The following is a 22559-nucleotide window of genomic DNA, read 5'->3' as shown; positions in this document are numbered from 1 at the left end:
GAACTTCAATTAGGAGAGCGTTATCCATCTGGAGTATACAACGTGATTGTAACTCAAGGGGAAAACACTAAAACACTTCGTGTGATTAAAAGATAGTTTCTAGATATAAAGTAAACTAAACTTTAGAACCCCTTCTCGAAAGAGAAGGGGTTTTTTTATTTGTTTTGAATTTGATTTAAAACGATATATTTTCAATCCTTTCTATTTCAATGTCTAATTTTTTACTACCAATTACAAAAATTCCCACAATTTAAATTTTAGGAATTTGTGGTTGAAATTAAGGTGCCGAAACCTTGCAAATTATAAACGATGAACTCAATCATAGGGGTCTATTTTAATTTAAATGGTGAGAAAGAATACTATATAAAATTCATTTTCTAGTCACTCGGCCTTAGATGCAATCAGTATTGATGATATGTTTCCCTGTAGGTAGTCTGTTTTTAAATCTTGAGAAATAGAAGCAAAAAGATATAGTTTATTTTATTGAAATCAGAAGCCATTTGATGAATGATGACTATAGAGAAAAGGATTATGTATTTATGAATTCTAAAAGGGTAAAAAAATACCCCAATCAAAAGAAAGGGGTATTATATAAAAGGATGTATTTAGTATTACTTACCAGAAGCAATTAGATTTAATGCAGAGCCTGCTTTGAACCAACCTATTTGACTTTCGTTATAAGTATGGTTGGCAAGTATGGTTTCTTTAGAACCATTTTCATGTGTAATCTCAATGGTTAATGGTCTGCCAGGAGCAAAGTTTATCAAATCAACAAAATCAAAACTATCGTTTTCTTGAATTTTATCATAATCTGCTTCATGCGCAAAGGTTAACGCTAACATTCCTTGTTTTTTCAAATTTGTTTCATGAATTCGCGCAAATGATTTTACCAAAACTGCTTTTACGCCCAAGAAACGGGGTTCCATTGCGGCATGTTCACGAGAAGAACCTTCTCCGTAGTTGTGGTCTCCTACAACAATACTAGAAATTCCAGCCGCTTTGTAGGCTCTCTGTACCGCAGGAACTGCATCGTAAGACCCTGTGATTTGATTTTTAACTTTGTTTGCTTCTTGGTTAAAGGCGTTCACCGCTCCAATAAGCATGTTGTTCGAAATGTTGTCTAAATGCCCTCTAAAACGCAACCATGGACCTGCCATCGAGATGTGATCGGTCGTGCATTTTCCAAATGCTTTTATAAGAAGTTTGGCACCAAGTATATTTTTACCATCCCAAGCTTCAAAAGGCGCCAATAATTGTAAACGCTCAGAAGTTGGCGCGACAACGACTTCTACATGACTACCATCTGCTGCTGGAGCTTGATAGCCTGCATCTTCTACGCTAAAACCTTTCGTTGGAAGTTCATCGCCTTTAGGAGGATGTAATTTTACGGCTTCGCCTTTGTCATTTAGTAACGTGTCTGTAATTGGATTGAAGGATAAATCCCCAGATATTGCTAGAGCAGCAACCATTTCTGGTGAGGTTACAAAAGCGTGTGTGTTTGGATTCCCATCAGCACGTTTTGAAAAGTTTCTGTTAAAAGAGTGAACAATAGTGTTTTTCTCTCCTTTGTCAGAGCCTTCACGATCCCATTGGCCAATACATGGTCCACACGCATTAGTAAATACTTTTGTACCCATTTTTTCAAAAGTAGCAATAATACCATCTCGTTCTATGGTATGACGAATTTGTTCTGAACCGGGATTAATACCAAACTCTGCTTTTGGGGTAATGCCTAGGGCTACAGCTTGTTCTACAATAGAAGCCGCACGCGCCATATCTTCATACGAGGAATTCGTACAAGAACCAATCAATCCCCATTCTACTTTAAGAGGCCAATCGTTTTTCGCCGCTTCTTCTTTCATTTTAGATACAGGAGTTCCGCGGTCTGGTGTAAAAGGCCCATTGATATGGGGTTCTAATTCTGATAAATTAATTTCAATCACTTGATCGAAATACTGACTTGGATTAGCATATACTTCGGCATCACCAGTTAAATAATCCGAAACGGTATCCGCAGCATCCACAACATCTTGACGCCCTGTAGCAGCTAAATATCTTCTCATGGAATCATCGTATCCAAATGTAGACGTGGTCGCTCCAATCTCAGCTCCCATATTACATATTGTTCCTTTTCCTGTACAAGACATGTTTGTTGCGCCTTCGCCAAAGTATTCTACAATTGCTCCAGTGCCTCCTTTAACAGTTAAGATATCAGCAACTTTAAGAATCACGTCTTTTGGAGCAGTCCAACCATTCAATTTTCCATTCAATTTAACACCAATAAGTTTTGGAAACTTTAATTCCCACGACATGCCCGACATCACATCAACGGCATCAGCTCCCCCAACTCCGATGGCTAACATGCCTAATCCACCTGCGTTTACGGTATGTGAATCGGTTCCAATCATCATACCTCCTGGGAAGGCATAATTTTCTAACACAATTTGGTGAATAATTCCAGAGCCTGGTTTCCAGAACCCTATGCCGTATTTGTTTGATACAGAAGAAAGAAAGTCAAAAACCTCTTTCGATTGTTTGTTGGCAACTTCCAAATCGGTAGTCGCGCCAACTTTAGCTTGAATTAAGTGGTCACAATGTACGGTCGTCGGTACCGCTACTTTGCTTTTCCCAGCGTGCATAAATTGCAACAAGGCCATTTGTGCGGTAGCATCTTGACAGGCTACTCGGTCAGGAGCAAAATCCACGTAATCTTTTCCTCTTGAAAAAGCTTGAGAAGGCATTCCTTCCCATAAATGTGAATATAAAATCTTTTCTGAAAGTGTCAAAGGACGGCCTACCAACTCGCGTGCTTTATCTACGCGTGTGGCCATGTTTTCATACACTTTTTTAATCATTTCAATATCAAAAGCCATAATATATGTAGTTTATTTGTTCGGTTGCAAATTTACGAAAACACACCCTCTTTTAAAAGATTTTTAATCAAATAAGTTTATTTGAAATAATAATTTGTCAAAATGTTAATTTTGTTATGTAAAAATTATTAAAAAGCCATTTTAACGCCTTATAATTTACTATTAGATAATGTTTTAATAGATTCGTAGGAGTTCTTGATTTGTCAAAGAATTGTATAAAAAAGAGCAACATCTTGGGAATGTTGCTCTTGAAAAATAAGATATCGTATTTTATAAAAGTTTGCTAATGATGGTTTCTTCGGTAATCCCTTCTGCATCAGCTTTGTAGTTTTTGATGATACGATGACGCAAAATACCTGTAGCCACCGCTTTAACATCTTCTATATCGGGGGAGAATTTTCCATGGAATGCAGCATGGGCTTTAGCAGCCAATATTAAATTTTGCGACGCTCTAGGACCAGCACCCCAGTCTAGATAATTGTTGACATAATCTGTAGCTAATGGACTATTCGGGCGGGTTTTACCTACAACGGTTACGGCATATTCTATTACATTGTCTGCAATAGGGATGCGTCTTATGACATGTTGGAAATCGATAATTTCTTGTGCCGTAAATAAAGCATTAATGACTGGTTTAGCATCAGATGTGGTGCTTTTTACAACCTCAACTTCTTCAGCAAAAGTGGGGTATTCCAACTTTATAGCAAACATAAAACGATCCAATTGCGCTTCAGGTAACGGATACGTTCCCTCTTGCTCAATAGGGTTTTGGGTGGCTAAGACAAAATAGGGTAAGTCCAATTTGTAATTCTGTCCAGCAATAGTAACCGCACGTTCTTGCATGGCTTCCAACAATGCGGCTTGTGTTTTGGGTGGCGTTCTGTTGATTTCGTCTGCCAAAATAATGTTAGAAAATATAGGACCTTTAATAAACTTAAATTGACGGTTTTCATCCAAAATCTCACTTCCTAAAATATCAGAAGGCATTAAATCTGGGGTAAACTGAATGCGTTTAAAGTGTAATCCCAAGGCTTGCGAAATTGTGTTAACCATTAAAGTTTTTGCCAAACCAGGAACGCCAACTAACAAAGCATGTCCTCCAGAAAAAATACTCAATAAGATTTGATCAACAACAGCGTCTTGACCAACAATAATTTTAGATATTTCTTTTTTAAGTTCAATTCTTTTTTGAACTAAATTTTGTATAGCTGCTACGTCAGACATAGTATTCGTTTTTATTTTTTTAGCCAGTTATTTGTAAACGTACAATCTTTGTACTCTCCATTAATCTTGATATACGTTTCTTTTATTTTTTTCTCAGACCATTTTGCAATCGCATTAATTTGTTTTTCTTTTAATGCAAGTTCTTTGATTTTGGTGTAGTCTTTACTAAAATCAGCGGTGTGTTCTTCAATTTTATTGGTCACCATCATGATTTTATATCGTTTCCCTGCTTTGGGGTCTTCGTCTAAAATAACGTTTGAAATCTCACCACTTTTCATATTTGAAACTTGACTGTAAATTTCAGGATCCATATTGGTTAGTTCGAAGCGACTGTCTTGGGTTTTCGGATTAATTAAAGTTCCTCCATTGGCTCTTGTCTCTTTTTCATCCGATAGTGTTCGTGCGGCTTCAGCAAACGTAATTTCTTTATCTAAAATACGTTTTTTGATCAATTCAATTTTATCTTTTGCTTCTTTAAGAGCATCAGGAGTCACTTTTGGTACCATTAATATATGACGCAATTCTAAATCTTGGCCTTTGATTTTTTCTAAGTAAATGATATGAAACCCAAATTCGGTTTCAAACGGTTCAGAGATTTCACCTTCTTGCAGCGAATAGGCGACATCTTTAAATTCTTTTACAAAGGGTGTCTTCTTGTTTATTTTATAAAAACCACCACTGCTTCTAGATCCTGGGTCTTCCGTATACAATACGGCTTTAGTGGTAAAGCTGGCGCCTTCTTGAACTTGTTTTTTAATTTCTTTTAACCGGTCAATAACAGCTTGCTTTTCGGCTTGAGAAACTTTTGGAGCCACTACAATTTGTGCGATTTCAATTTCTGTACCTATCAACGGACGCTCGTTTTCTGGAATTTTTTTAAAGAAATTTCTTGTTTCTTCAGGAGTGATTTGCACAGGGTCAATGATTTTTTTCTGCATTTCTGAAGCCAAACGTTGTTGTTTCAAGATTTCAAAAAGCTCAGTTTTGAACTCATCTTCGCTATTTTTTTTGAAGTATTTTACAACCGCATCCATCGATTTTAATTGCTCCACCATATAATCAATTTGCTGATTCATTTTTTCCTTGATTTCTTCGTCTTTTACGACAATAGAATCTTGAATGGCTTGATGCGCATATAACTTGTCTTCCAATAATTTACCCAACATTTGACAACGTGTAATGTCTTTTGTGGAACCACCAGAACCTTCTATTTCTAAAAAAGCCTTGTCAATATCAGAATCCAAAATGGTATAATCTCCAACGGTAGCAATAATGCCGTCAACTTTAAGCCTTTTTGATTGTACGGTTTCTTTCTTTTCGGGCTCTTTTTCTTTAATGACTTCTTGAGCAAAGCCCGATAAAAAAAAGGCAAAAAAGAGAAGACTTAAGGTATGTTTGCTTTTGATGAGTTTCATTCGTACTATTATTTGTTTTTAATTTGTGTTTTTACTTTTTCAAAAACATCTTGATTCACGTGAATGGTGAATTCTTTTTTAAGTTCATTAACCCAATTGTTTTCGAGGTATTGTTGGTAATCGTTGACTAATTTACCTTTGCATTCTTCCAAGGTTTTATAGCCAGGAGGAAGAACCTTGTTTATCTTCACGATAAAATAATAGTCTCCTTTGTGTGAAATGTCTGAAATGCCTACTTCCATTTTGGTGTCTTTCGGAAGTGCATCGGCACCTTCTTCATAAAATCCTTCACTCGACATTACATTAACCAAGTCTTTGGTGTTGAATTTGTCTTTAATTTCTTTGGTGGTTTTGTTTTTCTTAATCATAACCAATACTTTTTTCATCAAGTCTAAGTTTGTGGATGAAAACAATTCGGCATGCACTCTAGTTTTCCAAACATGTTTTTCTTTTTGCGTTTCATAGAAGGCTTTCAATCCTACAGAGTCATTTTTTGAACGTTGCCAGATTTCTTTATCCATCAAATCAAAAAGCAATAACCCATCACGATATTCATCCATGACCGCCGCAAATTCAGGAAACTCATTTTCTAAATTGTCGTTGTTGTACTGACTTCTTTGTTCATCTGCAAAAGAATCAAATAATTTTTCTGTGACCTTCTCAATGGGTTTAATTTTGAGGTTTGATTTTTGTTGTGATTGAATGTAGTTTAGAAAAGTTTCTCCAGATATAGGTTTTGAAGCTACATAAAATAAAGAACCTGAGAATTTTTTCATATCCGTGGGAACAGTCCATTTCGAATCATAAAAACTATCATTAACTGTTTTTACAATGGCGTTATACAATTTCACATCCTTTTTGATAGGGTATTTTTTTCTTAATTTTTCATTATATGAATTTGTAATAAGGCGCGAACGATCGTCTTTACTGATTTTGTTTTCCAATTCGTATTTCGAGTCATCGTACGATTTTAAAGGGAATTTATCAATCAATTTTACAATGTGCCATCCAAAATGCGTTTCAAAAGGTTTTGATATCGGGTTTTCTTTGGTCAAGGCAAAAGCTTCGTTTTCAAATTCCTCTGAGCTTAATTGTCCAGAGCTGAATTTATTCAACACACCGCCTTTTGAAGCCGACGATTTGTCTTCAGAAAATTGCTTAGCCAATTCTTCAAATTTTTCGCCTTGTTGCAATTTCTTGTAAATGTCTTCAATTGTATTTTTTGCCGTTGGAACGTCTTGACCGTCTTTTTGTTTTAAAATCATGATGTGTGCCACAGCGATTTCCCCACGGTTTGCACGAATGTCGTTCACTTTGATGATGTGGTATCCAAATTTTGTTCGCACCGGCATAGAGATCATGCCAACAGGGGTGTTGTAAGCTCCGTTTTCAAAAGCATAAACCATTCGGAAAGCAGTAAAATACCCTAAGTTTCCTTTGTTTTCTTTCGCCGAAGGGTCTTGAGAGGTTTCTTGAGCAACGGTTCCAAAATCCTCTCCATTAAGAATTCTATTGCGGATGCTTATGATTTTATTGTAGGCTGCTAGGGTATCTGCAGGAGCAGCGTTTTCATCGACCATGATCAAAATGTGCGAGGCGTTAATCTCTTTTTGCATTCTGTTATAGCCTTCGTCAACCAATTCTTTTGTAACTTTCGAATCGGTCGTGTAATTTTTTGCTAACTGCGTTCGGTAGCTTTTCAATTCGTTTTGATATTGCTTGCCGTCTTGTAAACCAAGTTTATAAGCTTTGTTTACTTTTAATTTATATCCAATAAATAAGTCGAGGTATTGATTGATGTCTTTTTGTGATTCATCTTTGACCAAATCAAGGTTTTTATTATACACTCTGAGGAATTCATCCGTGTAATACGGTTTGTCATTAATTGTAAATAAAACTTCTTTAGAATTAGTTTGCGCATGCAGGGCAGTTGCTAAACAAAAAAGGAACCCTAAGAATAAATGTTTTAACTTCATTATAAGAATATTAAATTAGTGGTTTTACTAATCGTGATGCATTCACGGAATAATTACAATCAACAAAAGTAACAAATCGTTACTATTAAACAAGTGTAACAAATACTATTAACAAAATTTTATTAACACAATTAAAACACCTTGTTTTTTGAATTCCATATTCGATTAGTTATTTAGGCAATAAATAGTATTTTTGCAGTCCATTATATCAATTATGAGCTTTTTAAAAGAAATACAACGTCGCAGAACCTTTGGGATTATATCGCATCCTGATGCTGGAAAAACAACATTAACCGAAAAATTATTGCTTTTTGGAGGTGCTATTCAAGAAGCAGGAGCCGTAAAAAACAACAAGATTAAAAAAGGAGCCACGAGCGACTTTATGGAAATCGAAAGGCAAAGAGGGATTTCGGTGGCTACGTCCGTTTTGGCTTTTAATTATCAAGATAAAAAAATAAACATTCTCGATACGCCAGGGCACAAAGATTTTGCTGAAGATACTTTTAGAACCTTAACAGCAGTTGATAGTGTTATAGTGGTGATAGATGTTGCGAAAGGGGTGGAGGAGCAAACAGAAAAGTTGGTTTCGGTATGTAGAATGCGCAAAATTCCGATTATCGTATTTATTAATAAATTGGATCGAGAAGGGAAAGATGCCTTTGATTTGATGGATGAAGTAGAAAAGAAACTAGGCTTGCATGTCACTCCGTTGAGTTTTCCTATAGGCATGGGGTATGATTTTCAAGGGATTTATAATATTTGGGAAAAGAATATCAACTTGTTTAGTGGGGACAGTAGAAAAAACATTGAAGACACGATTGCCATTTCAGATATTTTAAGTCCAGATTTAGAAAAGCTAGTAGGGGAGCGTGCTGCCACCAAATTACGAGAAGAATTAGAACTCGTAGAAGAAGTGTATCCTGCTTTTGATAGAGACGCCTATTTATCGGGCAATTTGCAACCTGTATTCTTTGGTTCGGCGTTAAATAATTTTGGAGTTAGAGAACTTTTAGATTGTTTTGTCGCTATTGCGCCTTCTCCAAAAGCGAAAGAATCGGATACACGAGTGGTACATCCAGAAGAAGAAAAATTATCGGGATTTGTTTTTAAAATTCACGCCAATATGGATCCGAAACATCGTGACCGATTGGCTTTTATCAAGATTGTATCGGGCACTTTTGAACGCAACAAACCTTACTTGCATGTGCGGTTGAATAAAAGTTTGAAATTTTCTAGTCCGAATGCTTTTTTTGCAGAGAAAAAAGAAATTGTGGATATTTCCTATCCCGGCGACATCGTCGGATTGCATGATACGGGGAATTTCAAAATAGGTGACACCCTCACCGAGGGAGAACTCATGAATTTTAGAGGAATACCCAGTTTCTCGCCCGAACATTTTAGGTATATCAATAACGCAGATCCTCTAAAATCAAAACAATTGGAAAAAGGAATCGACCAATTGATGGACGAAGGGGTGGCGCAGTTGTTTACCTTGGAAATGAACAACAGAAAAGTAATTGGAACCGTAGGAGCGCTTCAATATGAAGTAATTCAATACCGTCTAGAACACGAGTATGGGGCCAAATGTACCTATGAAAATTTTCCTGTGCACAAAGCGTGTTGGGTCAAACCAGACGATGCAAAGAGTGAAGAGTTTAAGGAATTTAAACGCGTCAAACAAAAGTTTTTAGCCCATGATAAATACGGACAACTAGTGTTTTTGGCAGATTCAGATTTTACTATTCAAATGACTCAATCCAAATATCCAAGTGTAAAATTGTTCTTTACCTCGGAATTCGAATAAAAAGAAAAACCGTTTAAGTCAAGATGATTTAAACGGTTTTTTAATTTTTAAGGCAATCTATTAATAATACGTATAACGTCTTACTTTAGAAATGTACTTAGCCAAGCGAATCACTTGATGGCTGTAGCCGTATTCGTTGTCATACCATACATACATCACAATATTTTTTCCATCGGCAGAAACAATAGTAGCATTGCTATCAAATATAGAAGGCGCAGAAGTTCCAACAATATCCGACGATACTAATTCGTTGTTGAGAGAGTATTTGATTTGTTCAACCAAATCGCCTTCCAAGGCATAACGTCTCATAATGTTGTTTACTTCTTCTACGGTTGTGTCTTTGTTTACTTCCAAGTTCAATACTACCAAAGACCCATTTGGAACAGGAACCCGAATCGCATTAGACGTTAATTTTCCAGCCAAACTTGGTAGGGCTTTCGCCACAGCACTTCCCGCACCCGTTTCAGTAATTACCATATTAAGGGCAGCGGCTCTCCCACGACGGTATTTTTTGTGCATGTTGTCTACTAAATTTTGATCGTTGGTATAGGCATGAATGGTTTCAAGATGCCCTTTTACCACGCCCAAAGTATCTTCAACGGCTTTTAATACCGGTGTAATTGCGTTGGTAGTACAAGAAGCCGCCGAGAAAATAGCCACTTCGTCTGGGTTGTAATCTGTGTGGTTTACACCATAAACAATATTTGGAACTCCTTTTCCTGGCGCAGTCAATAATACTTTGTCAACCCCTTTTGAGGTTAAATGACGTTTAAGCGCTTCTTCCGTAGTGAAAGCTCCCGTGTTGTCAATCACCAAAGCATCTTCAATACCATATTGAGTGTAGTCAATATCTTCTGGGGCATTGGCCGTAATGATGTGAACCGTTGTGCCGTTAATAAGTAAGGCATTGTTTTCAATATCGGCAGCAACCGAACCTTCAAAATCACCATGAACCGAATCATAACGCAACAACGAAGCTCTTTTTTCGAGCGATGTAGCATCATTGCGGTCACGAGTTACAATAGCTCTAAGACGCAATTGCTGTCCTTTACCAATTTTGCTCATCATTTCGCGTGCCAATAAGCGCCCAATGCGTCCAAAACCATACAACACCACATCTTTTGGGGTGATTTCTTGAGAGTTTTTGGAATCTTTCAATTTATTGATGACAAAAGCTTTTGGGTCGTTATACTTGTTATCTTCCAAATGATATTCATACGTTAGTTTTCCAATATCAATACGAGAAGGCGGTAAGTCTAAACTAAAAATAGCTTTAGCAATTTCTACCGTGTCAAAAATGTTGATGGGTTTTTGAACAAATTCTCCAGCATATTCATGCAAGTTGATTAAATCACTCACATTGCTGTTGATTAATTGGTTTCTAAAAAAAATAAGTTCGATAGATTTATCATACCATAAATCGCTCACGATTTTAATAATCTCTACAGCGGCTTTTCTTCTACTGGCTTGAAAAGCAAGCTCTTTTTCGTATAATGCGTTGTTGTTCATAAAGATGAAAAAATTAAGTGTTGAGTTGTTTTATTTTTACTAAAAAAAAATTTGATGCAAATGTAATCAACTATAACGTTTTCGTGCTTCATTTTGCCGATTTTTTTTAACAAAAAAACTACAACTTTTTTAAGGTTGTAGTTTGTGTGTTTTTATGCTCTTTGTGGGGATATAATATAATTCTGTGCTATCCGTTGTGGACATATCTGTGCCAACTGGTTTGTTTTAGGGTGTGGCATAACGGTTTGGGGCTTGGCGAAGTGGCGAATTTAGAAGCATTTACTTTCATTTTAGCACTAATGTTGATTTGAAAACCAAATGTTCAATTTAGCACTGAACCCGCCATTTTGCTAAATTGCTGTTAGCGGTTCGGGCTTTTTTTGTTGTTAGTTTTCTAATGTTTCAAGTTTCATTCTCAATAAAGGATATTCTCTTCCTTGGTCATCTTTTTCTGTTCGTTCGTATGTTTTGAACCCTATTTTTTTGTAAAATTTAACCGCATTTGTGTTTTGTTCGTTTACGTCAACCTTATCGGCTTTCAATTCTGTAATGGCGAAGTCTGTGAGTTTTCTTCCAAGACCTTTTTCAATATATTCAGGTGAAAAGAAAAGCATTTCTATTTTTTTTTCAGCAAGACCTATAAACCCTGAAACTTGGTTGTTTTGTTTTAAACAGTATACTTCAAAATCATTAAAATTGATTGTCTGTACGAGTTGTTTGATTTCTTCAAAGTCAGCCTGATTTAGAAAGTCGTGAGTTGCTAATACTGATTTTTCCCAAATGTTGAGAATTTGTTCTCTGTCTTTATCTGTATATTTTTCTATTTTGAAACTTTGATTTGTCATAATTCAACTAATTTGTATGATGGTTTTATTATTCGGTTCGGAAGTCTTTATTTTATTACTCAATTAAAATTGTTTTTCCTGTTATTATTTTTCTCTTTGTAGTTTTCTCGCCTGACCGCTAACTTGTATATAGTCGCTACTTTATTGCGACTATACACCCTAAATTGGGTAGATTGTCGCTACTTGAAAGCTTATCAATTCCAAATATAAAAAATTATCCTTAAAAAATCATGGTTTTATAAAAAGGAATACCATTTTGAGGTCAACTAAATATTCTTTTGGGTAAATCCCGATAGCGCTGATTTAAGTTGCAATTCCGCACCATCCGTTGTTTTGTTGTGGCTATGTTTTCAAAAAGAGCATCTAAAGATATATGATACACGTGCTTTATAGATACTTCTTTTTTAAGGTATAGTGTATGTATAAAATTACTATTTTAAATCTATAGTGAGTCTATGAAAATCATTATTTTTATAGACTCACTATAGACTCAGTATAGACTTATTATAGAGTCACTATTACTAAAATAGAAAGTATCTATGCATAATCTGTACAAGAAAGAAACTTTTTAAAGGCTTAACGATTGCGACCACGTATTATTTCTATGTTTTTGCAAGCAATACGGTGAGTGTAGCTCCAATTAGCGATGGCAGAAGTCTTATGGCTGCTTGATGGTTTTCCCCAGTTTAATGGTTCATTTAAGTGACGGCTAGGATTAAATTTCTGGCAGTTTTTTTTGTAAGGGTATGGGCTCAATAAAGGCAAACCTCTAAACCATAAAATAAAATTTAAAAACCCCGCTATTATCTAAAACATTTCAATAAATTTGCGCCTTATTTCAAAAAAATCTTGAAAAAAGAAGTTGTAGTCATCACTGGCGGACCGGGTACTGGAAAAACCACCATAATCGATAAATTAATCGAAAGAGGATATACGTGTTTTCCTGAGATTTCTAGAGACATCACCCTTGAAGCTAAAAAACAAGGTATTGAGCAACTTTTTTTGGAAAAGCCGCTTTTGTTTAGCGAACTCCTCCTAGAAGGTAGAAAAAAACAATTTCGAGAAGCGCTCTCACAAGAGGCAGACACGGTATTTATTGATCGTGGTATCCCCGATATTTTAGCCTATATGCACTACATTGGCGATAGTTATCCTGCTTTTTTTAATGAGGCGTGTTTGGAACACCACTATTCTAAAATTTTTGTGCTACCCCCTTGGGAAGAAATTTATGTAAGCGATGAGGCGCGTTATGAAAACTACGAACAAGCCAAACTCATCTTTGACCACCTCAAAGAAACCTATCAAACCTATGGGTACGAGCTTATTGAAGTCCCTAAAGGAACGGTTGACGAGCGAATCGACTTTATGCTCAATAAATTGTAGGGAATGGTTTTTTAGTATTTTTACGCTATATTCGCAATTCTTAATTCGTAATTGCAAGCCATGTCTGAGCCTCTAGAAATTCTAAAACAATATTGGAACCACCAATCATTTAGAACCCCTCAAGAAGAAATCATCGCATCCGTTTTGGCAGGACAGGATACTTTTGGGCTAATGCCTACTGGAGGAGGCAAATCCATTACGTTTCAAGTGCCTACGCTTATGAAAAGTGGGTTGTGTTTGGTCATCTCTCCCTTAATTGCGTTGATGAAAGATCAAGTAAAGAATCTGCAAAGCAAAGGCATTAAAGCCCTCGCGCTTACGGGTGGCATCACGCAAGATGAATGGATTACGTTATTGGATAATTGTCAGTTTGGGAATTACAAATTTTTATATTTATCTCCCGAACGCTTGCAAAACGATTGGATTGTTGACCGACTCAAATCCTTGCCTATAGAATTAATTGCGGTAGACGAAGCGCATTGTGTTTCGCAATGGGGACACGATTTTAGACCCGCTTATTTGAAAATAGCCAAACTCAAAACGATCTTTCCAAAGGTTCCTATGCTGGCACTCACCGCCTCGGCTACCAAGAGGGTACAAGAAGATATTATTGCCCAATTACAACTTGAAAATCCTAAAATTTTTACAAAATCATTTGCCAGAGAAAATTTGGCCTATATGGTGTATGCGGTTGAAGACAAAGTACATTTTGCTCAAAAAATTCTCAAGAAACATCCCGAACCAGCGATTCTTTATGTAACCAACCGAAAAGCGTGTTTGGAGACAGTAAAACATTTAGAAGCCCAAGGTATTTCGGCTACGTATTATCATGGAGGCTTGTCTGGAAAAGACAAAGACCACAACATGACCCTCTGGATGGAAGAAAATGTGCAAGTGATGGTAGCGACTAACGCATTTGGAATGGGAATTGACAAGGCCAATGTGAAAACGGTACTTCACATTCACATCCCGCCAAATTTAGAAAATTATTACCAAGAAGCGGGACGAGCCGGAAGAAATGGAGCTAAAGCCTATGCGGTTTTACTCACCAATCCTTCTGATGAGATTCATGCCGAAAGTCAATTTTTAAATGCCCGTTGTGATACCGCTTTTCTTAAAACGGTCTTCATAAAACTGTGCAACTATTTTCAAATCGCTTTTGGTGAAGGTATTGATGAAACGTTTTCTTTTAACATGCTCCATTTTTGTACACGCTATAATTTTCCTACACTAAAAGTTTTTGAAGCCTTGAAATTCTTAGACAATCAAGGCATCATTAATCTGACGAAAGAATTTTCAGAGAAAACTACGTTACAATTCACTATCTCTTCCAAAGAGTTGATTCGATACATGAGTTTGAATCCAAACGACGAACCCTTGCTTTTGGCTATCCTACGAACCAATCCGGGTATTTATGATCATCAAACCGCTATAAATACCGCTTTATTAGCAAAAAAAACGAATCTAGACGAGGACAAAATAATTGAAGTTCTCCATCAATGGCATCACAAGCAAATCATAGAATTACACGCCAAAAGCAATGATGCTAAAATTACTTTTAATGAGATTCGAGAAGACGATAAAACGATAAACCGAGTTGCAAAATATCTAGAATCTCAAAACAAACTCAAAGAAGCGCAATTGCAATCGGTTTTTGAATATATTCATAACGAAAGTCAATGCAGAACGTCACAAATTCTTCATTATTTTGGAGAAGCCCCTTCGGCTGATTGTGGGATTTGTTCTTATTGCATTCAAACTAAAACACCCAAGAAAGACATCCTTTCTTTAACGAATAGCATTCTTTCGTTACTAGCCTCTGAAGAGTTGAATTCTAGAACTATTGAAAAACGGACAAATTATCCGAAAGAGGATGTTATCTTTGCGCTGCAAAAATTGTTAGAAAGCGATCGTATTTTTATAACTGCAACTAATTTATATTCGTTAAAAAGACACTGATTCAAATTTCAGATTAAAATGGAAAAATTAAAAATAGTTTTCATGGGTACTCCAGAATTTGCTGTGGGTATTCTGGATACACTTGTTCAAAATCACTATGACATAGTTGGCGTGATTACTGCCGCGGATAAGCCTGCAGGGAGAGGTCAAAAATTAAAATACTCAGCCGTAAAAGAATACGCGTTAGCACACCAACTAAAAATACTACAACCCACCAATTTAAAAGACGAAACTTTTTTAGCGGAATTAAAAAGTTTGGAAGCTAATTTGCAAATCGTTGTTGCCTTTCGAATGCTCCCTGAAGTAGTTTGGAACATGCCTAAATGGGGTACTTTTAACCTTCATGCTTCTCTATTACCCAATTACCGTGGTGCGGCACCAATTAATTGGGCGCTTATTAATGGAGAAACAAAAACAGGAGTAACTACTTTTTTTATTGATGACAAAATTGATACTGGCGCAACTATCTTAAGTAAAGCGATAGCCATCCTTCCCGAAGATAATGCGGGAACCCTTCATGACAAACTTATGCATTTAGGATGTGAAACGGTGTTAGAAACCTTAGTGCTTATTGCCAATCAAAAAGTCATTCGAATACCACAAACGGATGCTTCAGATCTTAAAACGGCCTACAAACTGAATCGTGATAATTGTAAGATCGATTTTTCTAAAAGCGGCACCTCTATTTGTAACCTCATCCGTGGATTAAATCCTTTTCCTGGTGCTTGGTGTTTTTTTAAAGATGATGCCAACGAATGGAATGTAAAAATATATGAGGCTCAATTTATAGAAGAACCCCACAGTCTACCCATTGGCACGCTCTTAGCCACCAAAAAAGACCTTAAAGTAGCTATTAATGATGGATTTCTGATGCTTTTACAGCTACAATTCCCCGGAAAAAAGAAAATGTCTGCCTCCGAATTGCTAAATGGGATGACTTTTGATACACATACTACGGTTTTTTAATCATTTATTTGTAAGATTATCAATAAGTTTGATAAAAAACACATGTATTTATTAACAAAACAAACGAGTTATTAACATTTCAGAATAAATATTGTCTTAAGATTTGTAACGAATTGATTTTTACGTTATGTTTGTTAATGATTAACAAAAAAATGTTTAACCAACAAAATTAATAACTATTATTATGAACAAATCAGAATTAATTGATGCAATTGCAGCTGACGCTGGAATTTCAAAAGCGGCTGCTAAATTAGCTTTAGAATCATTTTTAGGAAACGTAGGTGCTACTTTGAAAAAAGGAGGTAGAGTTTCTTTAGTTGGTTTCGGTTCTTGGTCAGTTTCTAAAAGAGCGGCTAGAGAAGGAAGAAATCCTCAAACTGGAAAAACTATCAAAATTGCTGCTAAAAATGTAGTTAAATTTAAAGCTGGTGCAGAATTAGAAGGTTCTATAAACTAATCTAGTTTTTTCACAATATTGAAAAGCCACTCCAACGAGTGGCTTTTTTTATAAGAAATTTTGTGTTTACAATTCTACTTTATACATTTATGTCCTGAGTGTGATATTCGTTAATCTAAAATTGGAAAAACACATGACAAAAGCTAAACTACAAAAAGGAGTTTTACTCATCTCAGAACCCGCAATCATTGGAGATGCTACTTTTGGACGTTGTGTAGTCCTTCTCGCTGATCATGGCGATGAGGGATCAATTGGTTTTATTTTAAACAAGCCACTTTCTTACACCATCAATGACTTGATTCCTGAAATTGAGGCTTCTTTTGAAATTTACAACGGAGGACCTGTTGAGCAAGATAACTTATATTTTATACATACCATTCCGCAATTGATTCCTAAAAGTGTTGAGATTTCACAAGGCGTTTTTTGGGGTGGTGACTTTGAAACCGTAAAACGTTTAATCAATGAAAAGGCGATTCATAGAGAAGAGATTCGCTTTTTTCTAGGGTATTCGGGGTGGGGGAGCACGCAACTAGATTATGAGTTGACCTCCAATTCATGGATTGTGACGCCAAACAATTATCACACGGCGCTATTGAGCAAGTCTTCTCCTATGTTCTGGAAAGAAAAAATTACAGAATTGGGAGGCGATTATGTGATATGGTCCAATGCACCCGAAAATCCTATATTAAATTGATTCATTTAAAGCGGCTATGATGTGCTGTGCAAGGGTAGTTTGAAAATCCTTTTTTCGATACTTTGTTACCGATTGCACGCCAACAATCACATTGGTAATAAATAGTTCATCGGCTTTTTGGAGATCAAAGGGAGAAATAATCGCTTCTTGAACCTCAATATGTTCTTGTTTTTCTGCCAACTTAAGAACTTGTTTTCTCATAATTCCGTTTAAACATCCTTCAGATAGGGGAGGAGTTATCAACGTATTTCCCATTCGAATAAAGAGATTGCCATTTAAAGCCTCAACTACATGCTTATCTTCATTCAAAACCAAAGCATTTTGCAATCCGTTTTCTTCAGCATAGATACTGCCTATCACTTGAATGATTCGATTGGTCGTTTTTATATTGGACAACAACTGCTTTGAAACAAAAAAATCTTTGTATAAATCTACTTCATGTACTGCCTGATTGAAAACATAGGTCGCTTGTTCGAGAGGATTTACTTGAATGGTATAGGAAATGGTTCGGTCTTTGGGCAAGTAATAGCCTCCTTCATTTCTAAAAACAGTCCATCGTACACGAGCATGCTCAAGAGACAACTGTTGCGCCAATTTCAAAATTTCTGCTTCCATAAATTCCATAGTGAGGTAGGCAGGAATCTTCATTCTTAAAATCCGCATAGAAGCCATAAGTCTGAAGTAATGATCTTCCAAAAAAAGAATGTTGCCTCGTGAAAGTTTAAGGGTTTCAAAAACAGCATCTCCATATAGAAAACCTCTATTTAAACTTGGAATTGCCGTTGATTCGTTACAAAGTGTTCCGTTAAAATTTATCATAAAAAAAGTCCCGCTAAATACGAGACAAATATACTTCTAATTCCTGATTTTAAACGGATCCGATGACATGTTTTAAATCGGATACTTGATTTTCCCAAAGTTTTTTGGATTCGGATAATTCTTCTTCTTCTGCAAAATCAACGACCATTAAAGAAACATCTTTAGTAATTTCGTCTTCCAAAATCCGTAATTCAAAAAAATATTCGGTATCTTTTTTGTCGTCGTCTACCCATTTAAATTTGACTTTTTCACCTGTTTTTTTAGAAGCAAGTCGGGCATGTTCCTCCACATCATCCCATTCAAAAGTAAAAAATTCACCTCTTGAGTTGACCATATCAGCAAACCATTCTTGTAATCCTGAGGGGGTTGAAATGTATTGGTACAATAACTGTGGTGAAGAATTAATTGGGAATTCTATTTCGTAACGTATTTTCTGTGACATACTACAAATTTTTTCGAAATATATAATTTTTATTTAAAAAGTCAATCAATAAAAAAAATATTTTTTTTCAATTTTATATTTGCGCAATCTGATATTAGTTTTATATTTGCACCCGCATTCAAGGATGTGACCGGCATTTGGCGAGGTAGCTCAGTCGGTTAGAGCGCAGGATTCATAACCCTGAGGTCGGGAGTTCAAATCTCCCTCTCGCTACAAAAGAAAATTCAATGAAACTGCGGTTTAGTGTACACTAAACCGCTTTTTTTATGTCGAATATTTTATTACTTTTACAAAGAGTACACCAAAACGTACACCAAACAAGACACTCTTTGGACAAAAAAAAATTTTCAGAACCTAAAATTTACACCGGTGGTGTGGATATTACTTTATGGAATGAACTCTCAAAAGAAGAGCAGAGTCATGCAATTTCTAAAGATTGGTACATCTATTACAAATTTTTAGATGCAACAACTGGAAAACTAAAACGTATGCCTAACATAAAGGGTGGTTGTAATAGATTTAAAACTAAAAGAGAGCGCATTGCCATCCTAACAAAATTAAGAGATGCACTTGAATACCTTTTAGAAAAAGGATTAAACCCATATTTAGATGCTGATTTAAGTTTGCTTGATGCAAAATCCTCAAATTCAAACGAAAGTAAAAAAACTATTACAGCTCCTATTGTAAATAAACCTGAAGTCACTAAAATTTCAGAACCCATAAAAACAGAACCTATTGAGCCTGTTTTATCCATTAAAGAAGCTTTTGAATATGCTTTAAAAATCAAGAAAAAATCTCTAAACGAGACTTCCTATATGAATTTTGCAGGTAGAATTAATCGATTCAAAAAAGCATTAGACCAGAATGCTCCAATTACCTCATTAAACCGCAAACAAACTAATGAATACTTAAATAGTGTTTTAGAAAGTACAAGTGCTCGAAATCGAAACAATACCCGAATAGACTTAAGTACTTTATTTGAAGTACTGGCTAATGATGAAATAATTCCCGAAAATTTCATTAAAAGAATAAATACTTTAAAAACCAAACCGGAGCGAAACAAAACATACACTCCAGATATGCAAGAAAGCATTTATTCCTATCTTAAAAAAAACGACCCTTTGCTCCTACTTTTTATTAAGTTTATCTCCTATAATTTTCTTCGGCCAGTCGAAGTTTGCAGATTAAAGGTTGGGGATTTGGATATTAAAGACAAAAAACTTTACGTTCGAGCGAAAAATAAATTAGTCAAAATCAAAATAATTCCGGAAATATTAATCAAAGACTTACCTGATTTATCCCTAATGAATAAAGCTGATTTTTTATTCACGCCCTCTCAAATAGGTGGCGAATGGATTGCAACTGAAAACAATCGTAGAGACCATTTTTCAAAACGATTCAAGGCAATAGTAAAAGACCATTTTGGACTGGGTGCTGATTATGGAATGTATAGTTTTAGACATACTTTCATAACCAAACTATACAGAGAATTGCGCAAATCGTATTCACCCTTTGAAGCCAAAAGTATCTTGATGAATATTACAGGCCATTCAACTATGTCTGCACTTGAACTTTATTTAAGAGATATTGATGCTGAACTACCGGAAGACTATTCCCATTTACTGGAATAAACTTTGTTGCAATTTTAGGCCATAAACTACAAAAAAAACAATTAAATCATTTATCAATAAAAGACATCCAAAAATAAATAAACCAATGGTTTACGTGATATAAACTTCAAGTATTTCTTTTATTTTTAATTTGGTATACTTCGAGGAAATCCTGTAAATACTTCAGGAAAACATCCAATATACCTGAAGAAACCAAATTTTTGCTTCTATAATTTATGATGGTTCAATGATTAACTATTGGATAACTATTTGGATAACTTATTTGTGAAAATAATAGAAACTAAGAAACAAAAACAAGAGTAGTTTATATTGGTTTTTAAATGAAATTTACACCTAAAATGCACCTAAAAAAATACAATTTAGATTGAAGACGTACAATTGTTCTCATATAATTCAAATTTAAGGATTTTGAAAACACTCTCTTAGTTTTGACTTAAATCAGTACACTTTTTGCTGACGATTTACAGTGATGACATGAAGATTTTAAAAAATAAATTTTCAATTTTAGACAATAATATATTGAAAAAATCTTCAGTCACAAGCTAACCATTTCTAGTAATGATGGCTATTTAAAGCTATTAAGACTGTATTATTTGTTAAAAAAAGCATAAACACCATTTTAGCAACTTTATTTTAGTAATTTTGTTAACCAAATAGTTAAACTATATAATTAAACAATATGGATAAAATTAAAACTGAAAATACTGAAACTGAAATATTAAAAGCTGCAAAAGAAATCTTTCAGCAAAAAGGAATGGCAGGTGCAAGAATGCAAGAAATAGCAGATAAAGCAAAAATTAATAAAGCATTATTGCATTATTATTATAGAAGCAAACAATTATTATTTGAAGCTGTTTTCAAAAGTGCTTTTTCGCTTTTAGCACCACAATTAAATAAAGTGCTAAATGATGATAGTGACTTATTTGAAAAAATACGAAAGTTCACTGAAAATTATGTTTCGTTTGTAATCAAACATCCCTATTTACCAAATTTTGTAATACAAGAATTAAATAAAAACCCAGAATTTGTTCAAAAGCTTCGCTCTGAAAAAAATTTTCCTTCCATTGAAAAATTTAAACTTCAAGTAAGTGATGCTATAAATCAAGGAATTATTAAACCAATTGAAGCTGAACAGTTATTTATCAATATTATCTCTTTAAATATTTTTCCTTTTATCGGAGAACCGCTATTAATGGCGCTTGTTAATGTGGATAAAGAAAGCTACAATAAAATACTAGAAAATAGAAAAACGGAAGTGGCTGAGTTTATCATTAATTCAATAAAAATATAAATTATGAAAACTAAGTTAATCATACTGATAGTATTGTTTATATCAATATATGTAAATGCACAACAGACTTTAACCTTGGAAGATTGTTACTCATTAGCTACAAAAAATTATCCTTTATCAAAACAAACAGGATTAATACAACAAAAATCAAGTTATGAAATTGAAGCATTAAGCAAAGGAAAATTACCAAAAATTGATATAAATGCACAAGCAACTTATCAATCTGAAGTGATAGGATTACCTACTTCACTACCAGGAGTTCAATCTTTAAATAAAGATCAATATAGAGCAACTTTAGATTTAAATCAATTAGTATACAATGGTGGAATAATTGATGCAAATACTAAATTAAAAGAGGCACAAACCAAAACACAACAACAAATAATAGAAGTTTGTTTATATCAAATAAAAACTCGAATCAATCAATATTTCTTTTCTGTTTTGTTACTTCAAGAAAAAAAAGCATTACTATCTTCAAAAAAAGAGTTATTAACTTCCAAAGTTAAGGAAGTGAAATCGGGAGTCAAATTTGGAGCAATTCTTCCATCATCAGAACAGATTTTAGAAGCAGAAATTATTAAAATAAACCAGCAATTAACAGAAATTAAATTTGAAAACATCAAATTATTAAATAACCTTTCAGAATTAACTTTTTCAGATATTGATACCGAAACAACTTTAATACAACCAGTATCATATCCAAATAGCACTAATATAACAAGACCTGAAATTGCTTTTTATGATTTACAAAATCAGCAATTAGAGTTCTCGAAAAGTGTTCTATCTAAATCAAATCTTCCAAAAATAAATGCTTTTGGTCAAGCGGGTTATGGTAATCCCGGATTAAACATGTTAGACAATTCTTTTCAAACATTTTATGTTGTTGGCCTAAAAGCGAATTGGAATATTTTTGATTGGGGCAAAACCAAAACAGATAAAAAAGCATTGGATATATCTAAAGAAATAGTAACATCTGAGAAAGAAACATTTGAATTAAATAACAAAATACAATTAGAAGAGCAAGGTTTTGAAATTAAAAAATTAGAACAACTGCTGCTTTCTGATACCGAAATAATTCAAATACGTGAAAAAGTTATTAAATCCTCAGATGCTCAATTAAAAAATGGTGTGATAACATCGTCTGAATATCTTATAGAATTAACCAATTTATTTGAAGCAAAAAATATTTTGAAAACGCATGAAGTTCAATTAGCAGCAGCTAAATCAAATTACGAAATAATTAAAGGAAAATAAAATAGTACCCGAAAAAT

Annotated in this window: 17 protein-coding genes and 1 tRNA gene; 10 read left to right on the top strand and 8 right to left on the bottom strand. The window is 34.7% G+C overall.

Annotated elements, in window-relative coordinates:
* Positions 1-611: 611 nt before the first annotated feature.
* The 4 genes from CLV55_RS02795 to CLV55_RS02780 form a co-directional block, all read right to left on the bottom strand.
* A complete protein-coding gene (locus tag CLV55_RS02795) occupies positions 612-2873 on the bottom strand; it encodes an aconitate hydratase (RefSeq protein ID WP_112112193.1) in 2262 nt (753 codons plus the stop codon).
* 270 nt (positions 2874-3143) lie between these two features.
* A complete protein-coding gene (locus CLV55_RS02790; RefSeq protein WP_112112192.1) occupies positions 3144-4097 on the bottom strand; it encodes an AAA family ATPase in 954 nt (317 codons plus the stop codon).
* 11 nt (positions 4098-4108) lie between these two features.
* Positions 4109-5512, bottom strand: a complete 1404-nt coding sequence (locus CLV55_RS02785; protein ID WP_112112191.1) for a peptidylprolyl isomerase — start codon at positions 5510-5512, stop codon at positions 4109-4111.
* Positions 5513-5520: 8 nt separating this feature from the next.
* A complete protein-coding gene (locus CLV55_RS02780; protein WP_112112190.1) occupies positions 5521-7488 on the bottom strand; it encodes a peptidylprolyl isomerase in 1968 nt (655 codons plus the stop codon).
* Positions 7489-7702: 214 nt separating this feature from the next.
* On the opposite strand from CLV55_RS02780, the gene CLV55_RS02775 reads away from it, so the two are divergent.
* Positions 7703-9292: a peptide chain release factor 3 gene (locus CLV55_RS02775; RefSeq protein ID WP_112112189.1), complete on the top strand. Its 1590-nt coding sequence runs from the start codon at positions 7703-7705 to the stop codon at positions 9290-9292.
* 60 nt (positions 9293-9352) lie between these two features.
* Here CLV55_RS02775 and CLV55_RS02770 read toward each other — a convergent pair whose 3' ends face one another.
* On the bottom strand, positions 9353-10801 hold the full coding sequence (locus tag CLV55_RS02770) for a glyceraldehyde-3-phosphate dehydrogenase (RefSeq protein ID WP_112112188.1): 1449 nt from the start codon (positions 10799-10801) through the stop codon (positions 9353-9355).
* 386 nt (positions 10802-11187) lie between these two features.
* Positions 11188-11646, bottom strand: coding sequence for a GNAT family N-acetyltransferase (locus CLV55_RS02765; protein ID WP_112112187.1), 459 nt, complete (start codon positions 11644-11646; stop codon positions 11188-11190).
* Between the two features lie 849 nt (positions 11647-12495).
* Here CLV55_RS02765 and CLV55_RS02760 point away from each other — a divergent pair.
* From CLV55_RS02760 to CLV55_RS02740, 5 genes are all read left to right on the top strand, one after another.
* The gene (locus CLV55_RS02760; RefSeq protein ID WP_112112186.1) at positions 12496-13029 is read left to right on the top strand and encodes an AAA family ATPase; all 534 of its coding nucleotides are present in this window, start codon (positions 12496-12498) and stop codon (positions 13027-13029) included.
* 60 nt (positions 13030-13089) lie between these two features.
* The gene (locus CLV55_RS02755; protein WP_112112232.1) at positions 13090-14988 is read left to right on the top strand and encodes a RecQ family ATP-dependent DNA helicase; all 1899 of its coding nucleotides are present in this window, start codon (positions 13090-13092) and stop codon (positions 14986-14988) included.
* Positions 14989-15006: 18 nt separating this feature from the next.
* Positions 15007-15954: a methionyl-tRNA formyltransferase gene (fmt, locus tag CLV55_RS02750; protein WP_112112185.1), complete on the top strand. Its 948-nt coding sequence runs from the start codon at positions 15007-15009 to the stop codon at positions 15952-15954.
* A 184-nt stretch (positions 15955-16138) separates the two neighbouring features.
* Complete coding sequence (locus CLV55_RS02745; protein WP_112112184.1) at positions 16139-16411, top strand: HU family DNA-binding protein; 273 nt, start codon at positions 16139-16141, stop codon at positions 16409-16411.
* Between the two features lie 133 nt (positions 16412-16544).
* A complete protein-coding gene (locus tag CLV55_RS02740) occupies positions 16545-17105 on the top strand; it encodes a YqgE/AlgH family protein (RefSeq protein WP_112112183.1) in 561 nt (186 codons plus the stop codon).
* Here CLV55_RS02740 and CLV55_RS02735 read toward each other — a convergent pair.
* Together CLV55_RS02735 and CLV55_RS02730 are read right to left on the bottom strand one after the other, a co-directional pair.
* Positions 17097-17924: an aminotransferase class IV gene (locus tag CLV55_RS02735; RefSeq protein ID WP_112112182.1), complete on the bottom strand. Its 828-nt coding sequence runs from the start codon at positions 17922-17924 to the stop codon at positions 17097-17099. The two genes, CLV55_RS02740 and CLV55_RS02735, sit on opposite strands and share 9 nt — an antisense overlap.
* A gap of 49 nt (positions 17925-17973) precedes the next feature.
* On the bottom strand, positions 17974-18366 hold the full coding sequence (locus CLV55_RS02730) for an START-like domain-containing protein (RefSeq protein ID WP_112112181.1): 393 nt from the start codon (positions 18364-18366) through the stop codon (positions 17974-17976).
* A 139-nt stretch (positions 18367-18505) separates the two neighbouring features.
* On the opposite strand from CLV55_RS02730, the gene CLV55_RS02725 reads away from it, so the two are divergent.
* The 4 genes from CLV55_RS02725 to CLV55_RS02710 all read left to right on the top strand — a co-directional run bounded on the left by CLV55_RS02725 (position 18506) and on the right by CLV55_RS02710 (position 22542).
* Positions 18506-18579 (top strand) — tRNA-Met (locus tag CLV55_RS02725).
* Positions 18580-18632: 53 nt separating this feature from the next.
* Entirely contained in the window at positions 18633-19997 is a 1365-nt protein-coding gene (locus CLV55_RS02720) for a tyrosine-type recombinase/integrase (protein ID WP_112112180.1), read from the top strand.
* Positions 19998-20676: 679 nt separating this feature from the next.
* Positions 20677-21288 carry a TetR/AcrR family transcriptional regulator gene (locus tag CLV55_RS02715; protein ID WP_112112179.1) on the top strand — a complete coding sequence of 204 codons (612 nt, stop codon included), beginning with the start codon at positions 20677-20679 and terminating at the stop codon, positions 21286-21288.
* A 3-nt stretch (positions 21289-21291) separates the two neighbouring features.
* On the top strand, positions 21292-22542 hold the full coding sequence (locus CLV55_RS02710) for a TolC family protein (protein ID WP_112112178.1): 1251 nt from the start codon (positions 21292-21294) through the stop codon (positions 22540-22542).
* Positions 22543-22559 lie beyond the last annotated feature (17 nt).

It is taken from the genome of Flavobacterium aciduliphilum (assembly GCF_003268855.1).
Classification (GTDB): Bacteria; Bacteroidota; Bacteroidia; order Flavobacteriales; family Flavobacteriaceae; genus Flavobacterium; species Flavobacterium aciduliphilum.
The sequence above is the reverse complement of the archived record's forward strand: the minus strand, read 5'-3'. Positions and strand labels throughout refer to the sequence as shown.

Excerpts from the sequence above, each read along its gene's own strand:
- fmt (WP_112112185.1), top strand. The coding sequence starts at position 15,007 with ATGGAAAAATTAAAAATAGTTTTCATGGGTACTCCAGAATTTGCTGTG.
- CLV55_RS02740 (WP_112112183.1), top strand. The coding sequence starts at position 16,545 with ATGACAAAAGCTAAACTACAAAAAGGAGTTTTACTCATCTCAGAACCC.
- CLV55_RS02730 (WP_112112181.1), bottom strand. The coding sequence starts at position 18,366 with ATGTCACAGAAAATACGTTACGAAATAGAATTCCCAATTAATTCTTCA.
- CLV55_RS02790 (WP_112112192.1), bottom strand. The coding sequence starts at position 4,097 with ATGTCTGACGTAGCAGCTATACAAAATTTAGTTCAAAAAAGAATTGAA.
- CLV55_RS02735 (WP_112112182.1), bottom strand. The coding sequence starts at position 17,924 with ATGATAAATTTTAACGGAACACTTTGTAACGAATCAACGGCAATTCCA.
- CLV55_RS02795 (WP_112112193.1), bottom strand. The coding sequence starts at position 2,873 with ATGGCTTTTGATATTGAAATGATTAAAAAAGTGTATGAAAACATGGCC.
- CLV55_RS02765 (WP_112112187.1), bottom strand. The coding sequence starts at position 11,646 with ATGACAAATCAAAGTTTCAAAATAGAAAAATATACAGATAAAGACAGA.
- CLV55_RS02745 (WP_112112184.1), top strand. The coding sequence starts at position 16,139 with ATGAACAAATCAGAATTAATTGATGCAATTGCAGCTGACGCTGGAATT.
- CLV55_RS02720 (WP_112112180.1), top strand. The coding sequence starts at position 18,633 with ATGTCGAATATTTTATTACTTTTACAAAGAGTACACCAAAACGTACAC.
- CLV55_RS02755 (WP_112112232.1), top strand. The coding sequence starts at position 13,090 with ATGTCTGAGCCTCTAGAAATTCTAAAACAATATTGGAACCACCAATCA.
- CLV55_RS02785 (WP_112112191.1), bottom strand. The coding sequence starts at position 5,512 with ATGAAACTCATCAAAAGCAAACATACCTTAAGTCTTCTCTTTTTTGCC.
- CLV55_RS02780 (WP_112112190.1), bottom strand. The coding sequence starts at position 7,488 with ATGAAGTTAAAACATTTATTCTTAGGGTTCCTTTTTTGTTTAGCAACT.
- CLV55_RS02775 (WP_112112189.1), top strand. The coding sequence starts at position 7,703 with ATGAGCTTTTTAAAAGAAATACAACGTCGCAGAACCTTTGGGATTATA.
- CLV55_RS02770 (WP_112112188.1), bottom strand. The coding sequence starts at position 10,801 with ATGAACAACAACGCATTATACGAAAAAGAGCTTGCTTTTCAAGCCAGT.
- CLV55_RS02710 (WP_112112178.1), top strand. The coding sequence starts at position 21,292 with ATGAAAACTAAGTTAATCATACTGATAGTATTGTTTATATCAATATAT.
- CLV55_RS02715 (WP_112112179.1), top strand. The coding sequence starts at position 20,677 with ATGGATAAAATTAAAACTGAAAATACTGAAACTGAAATATTAAAAGCT.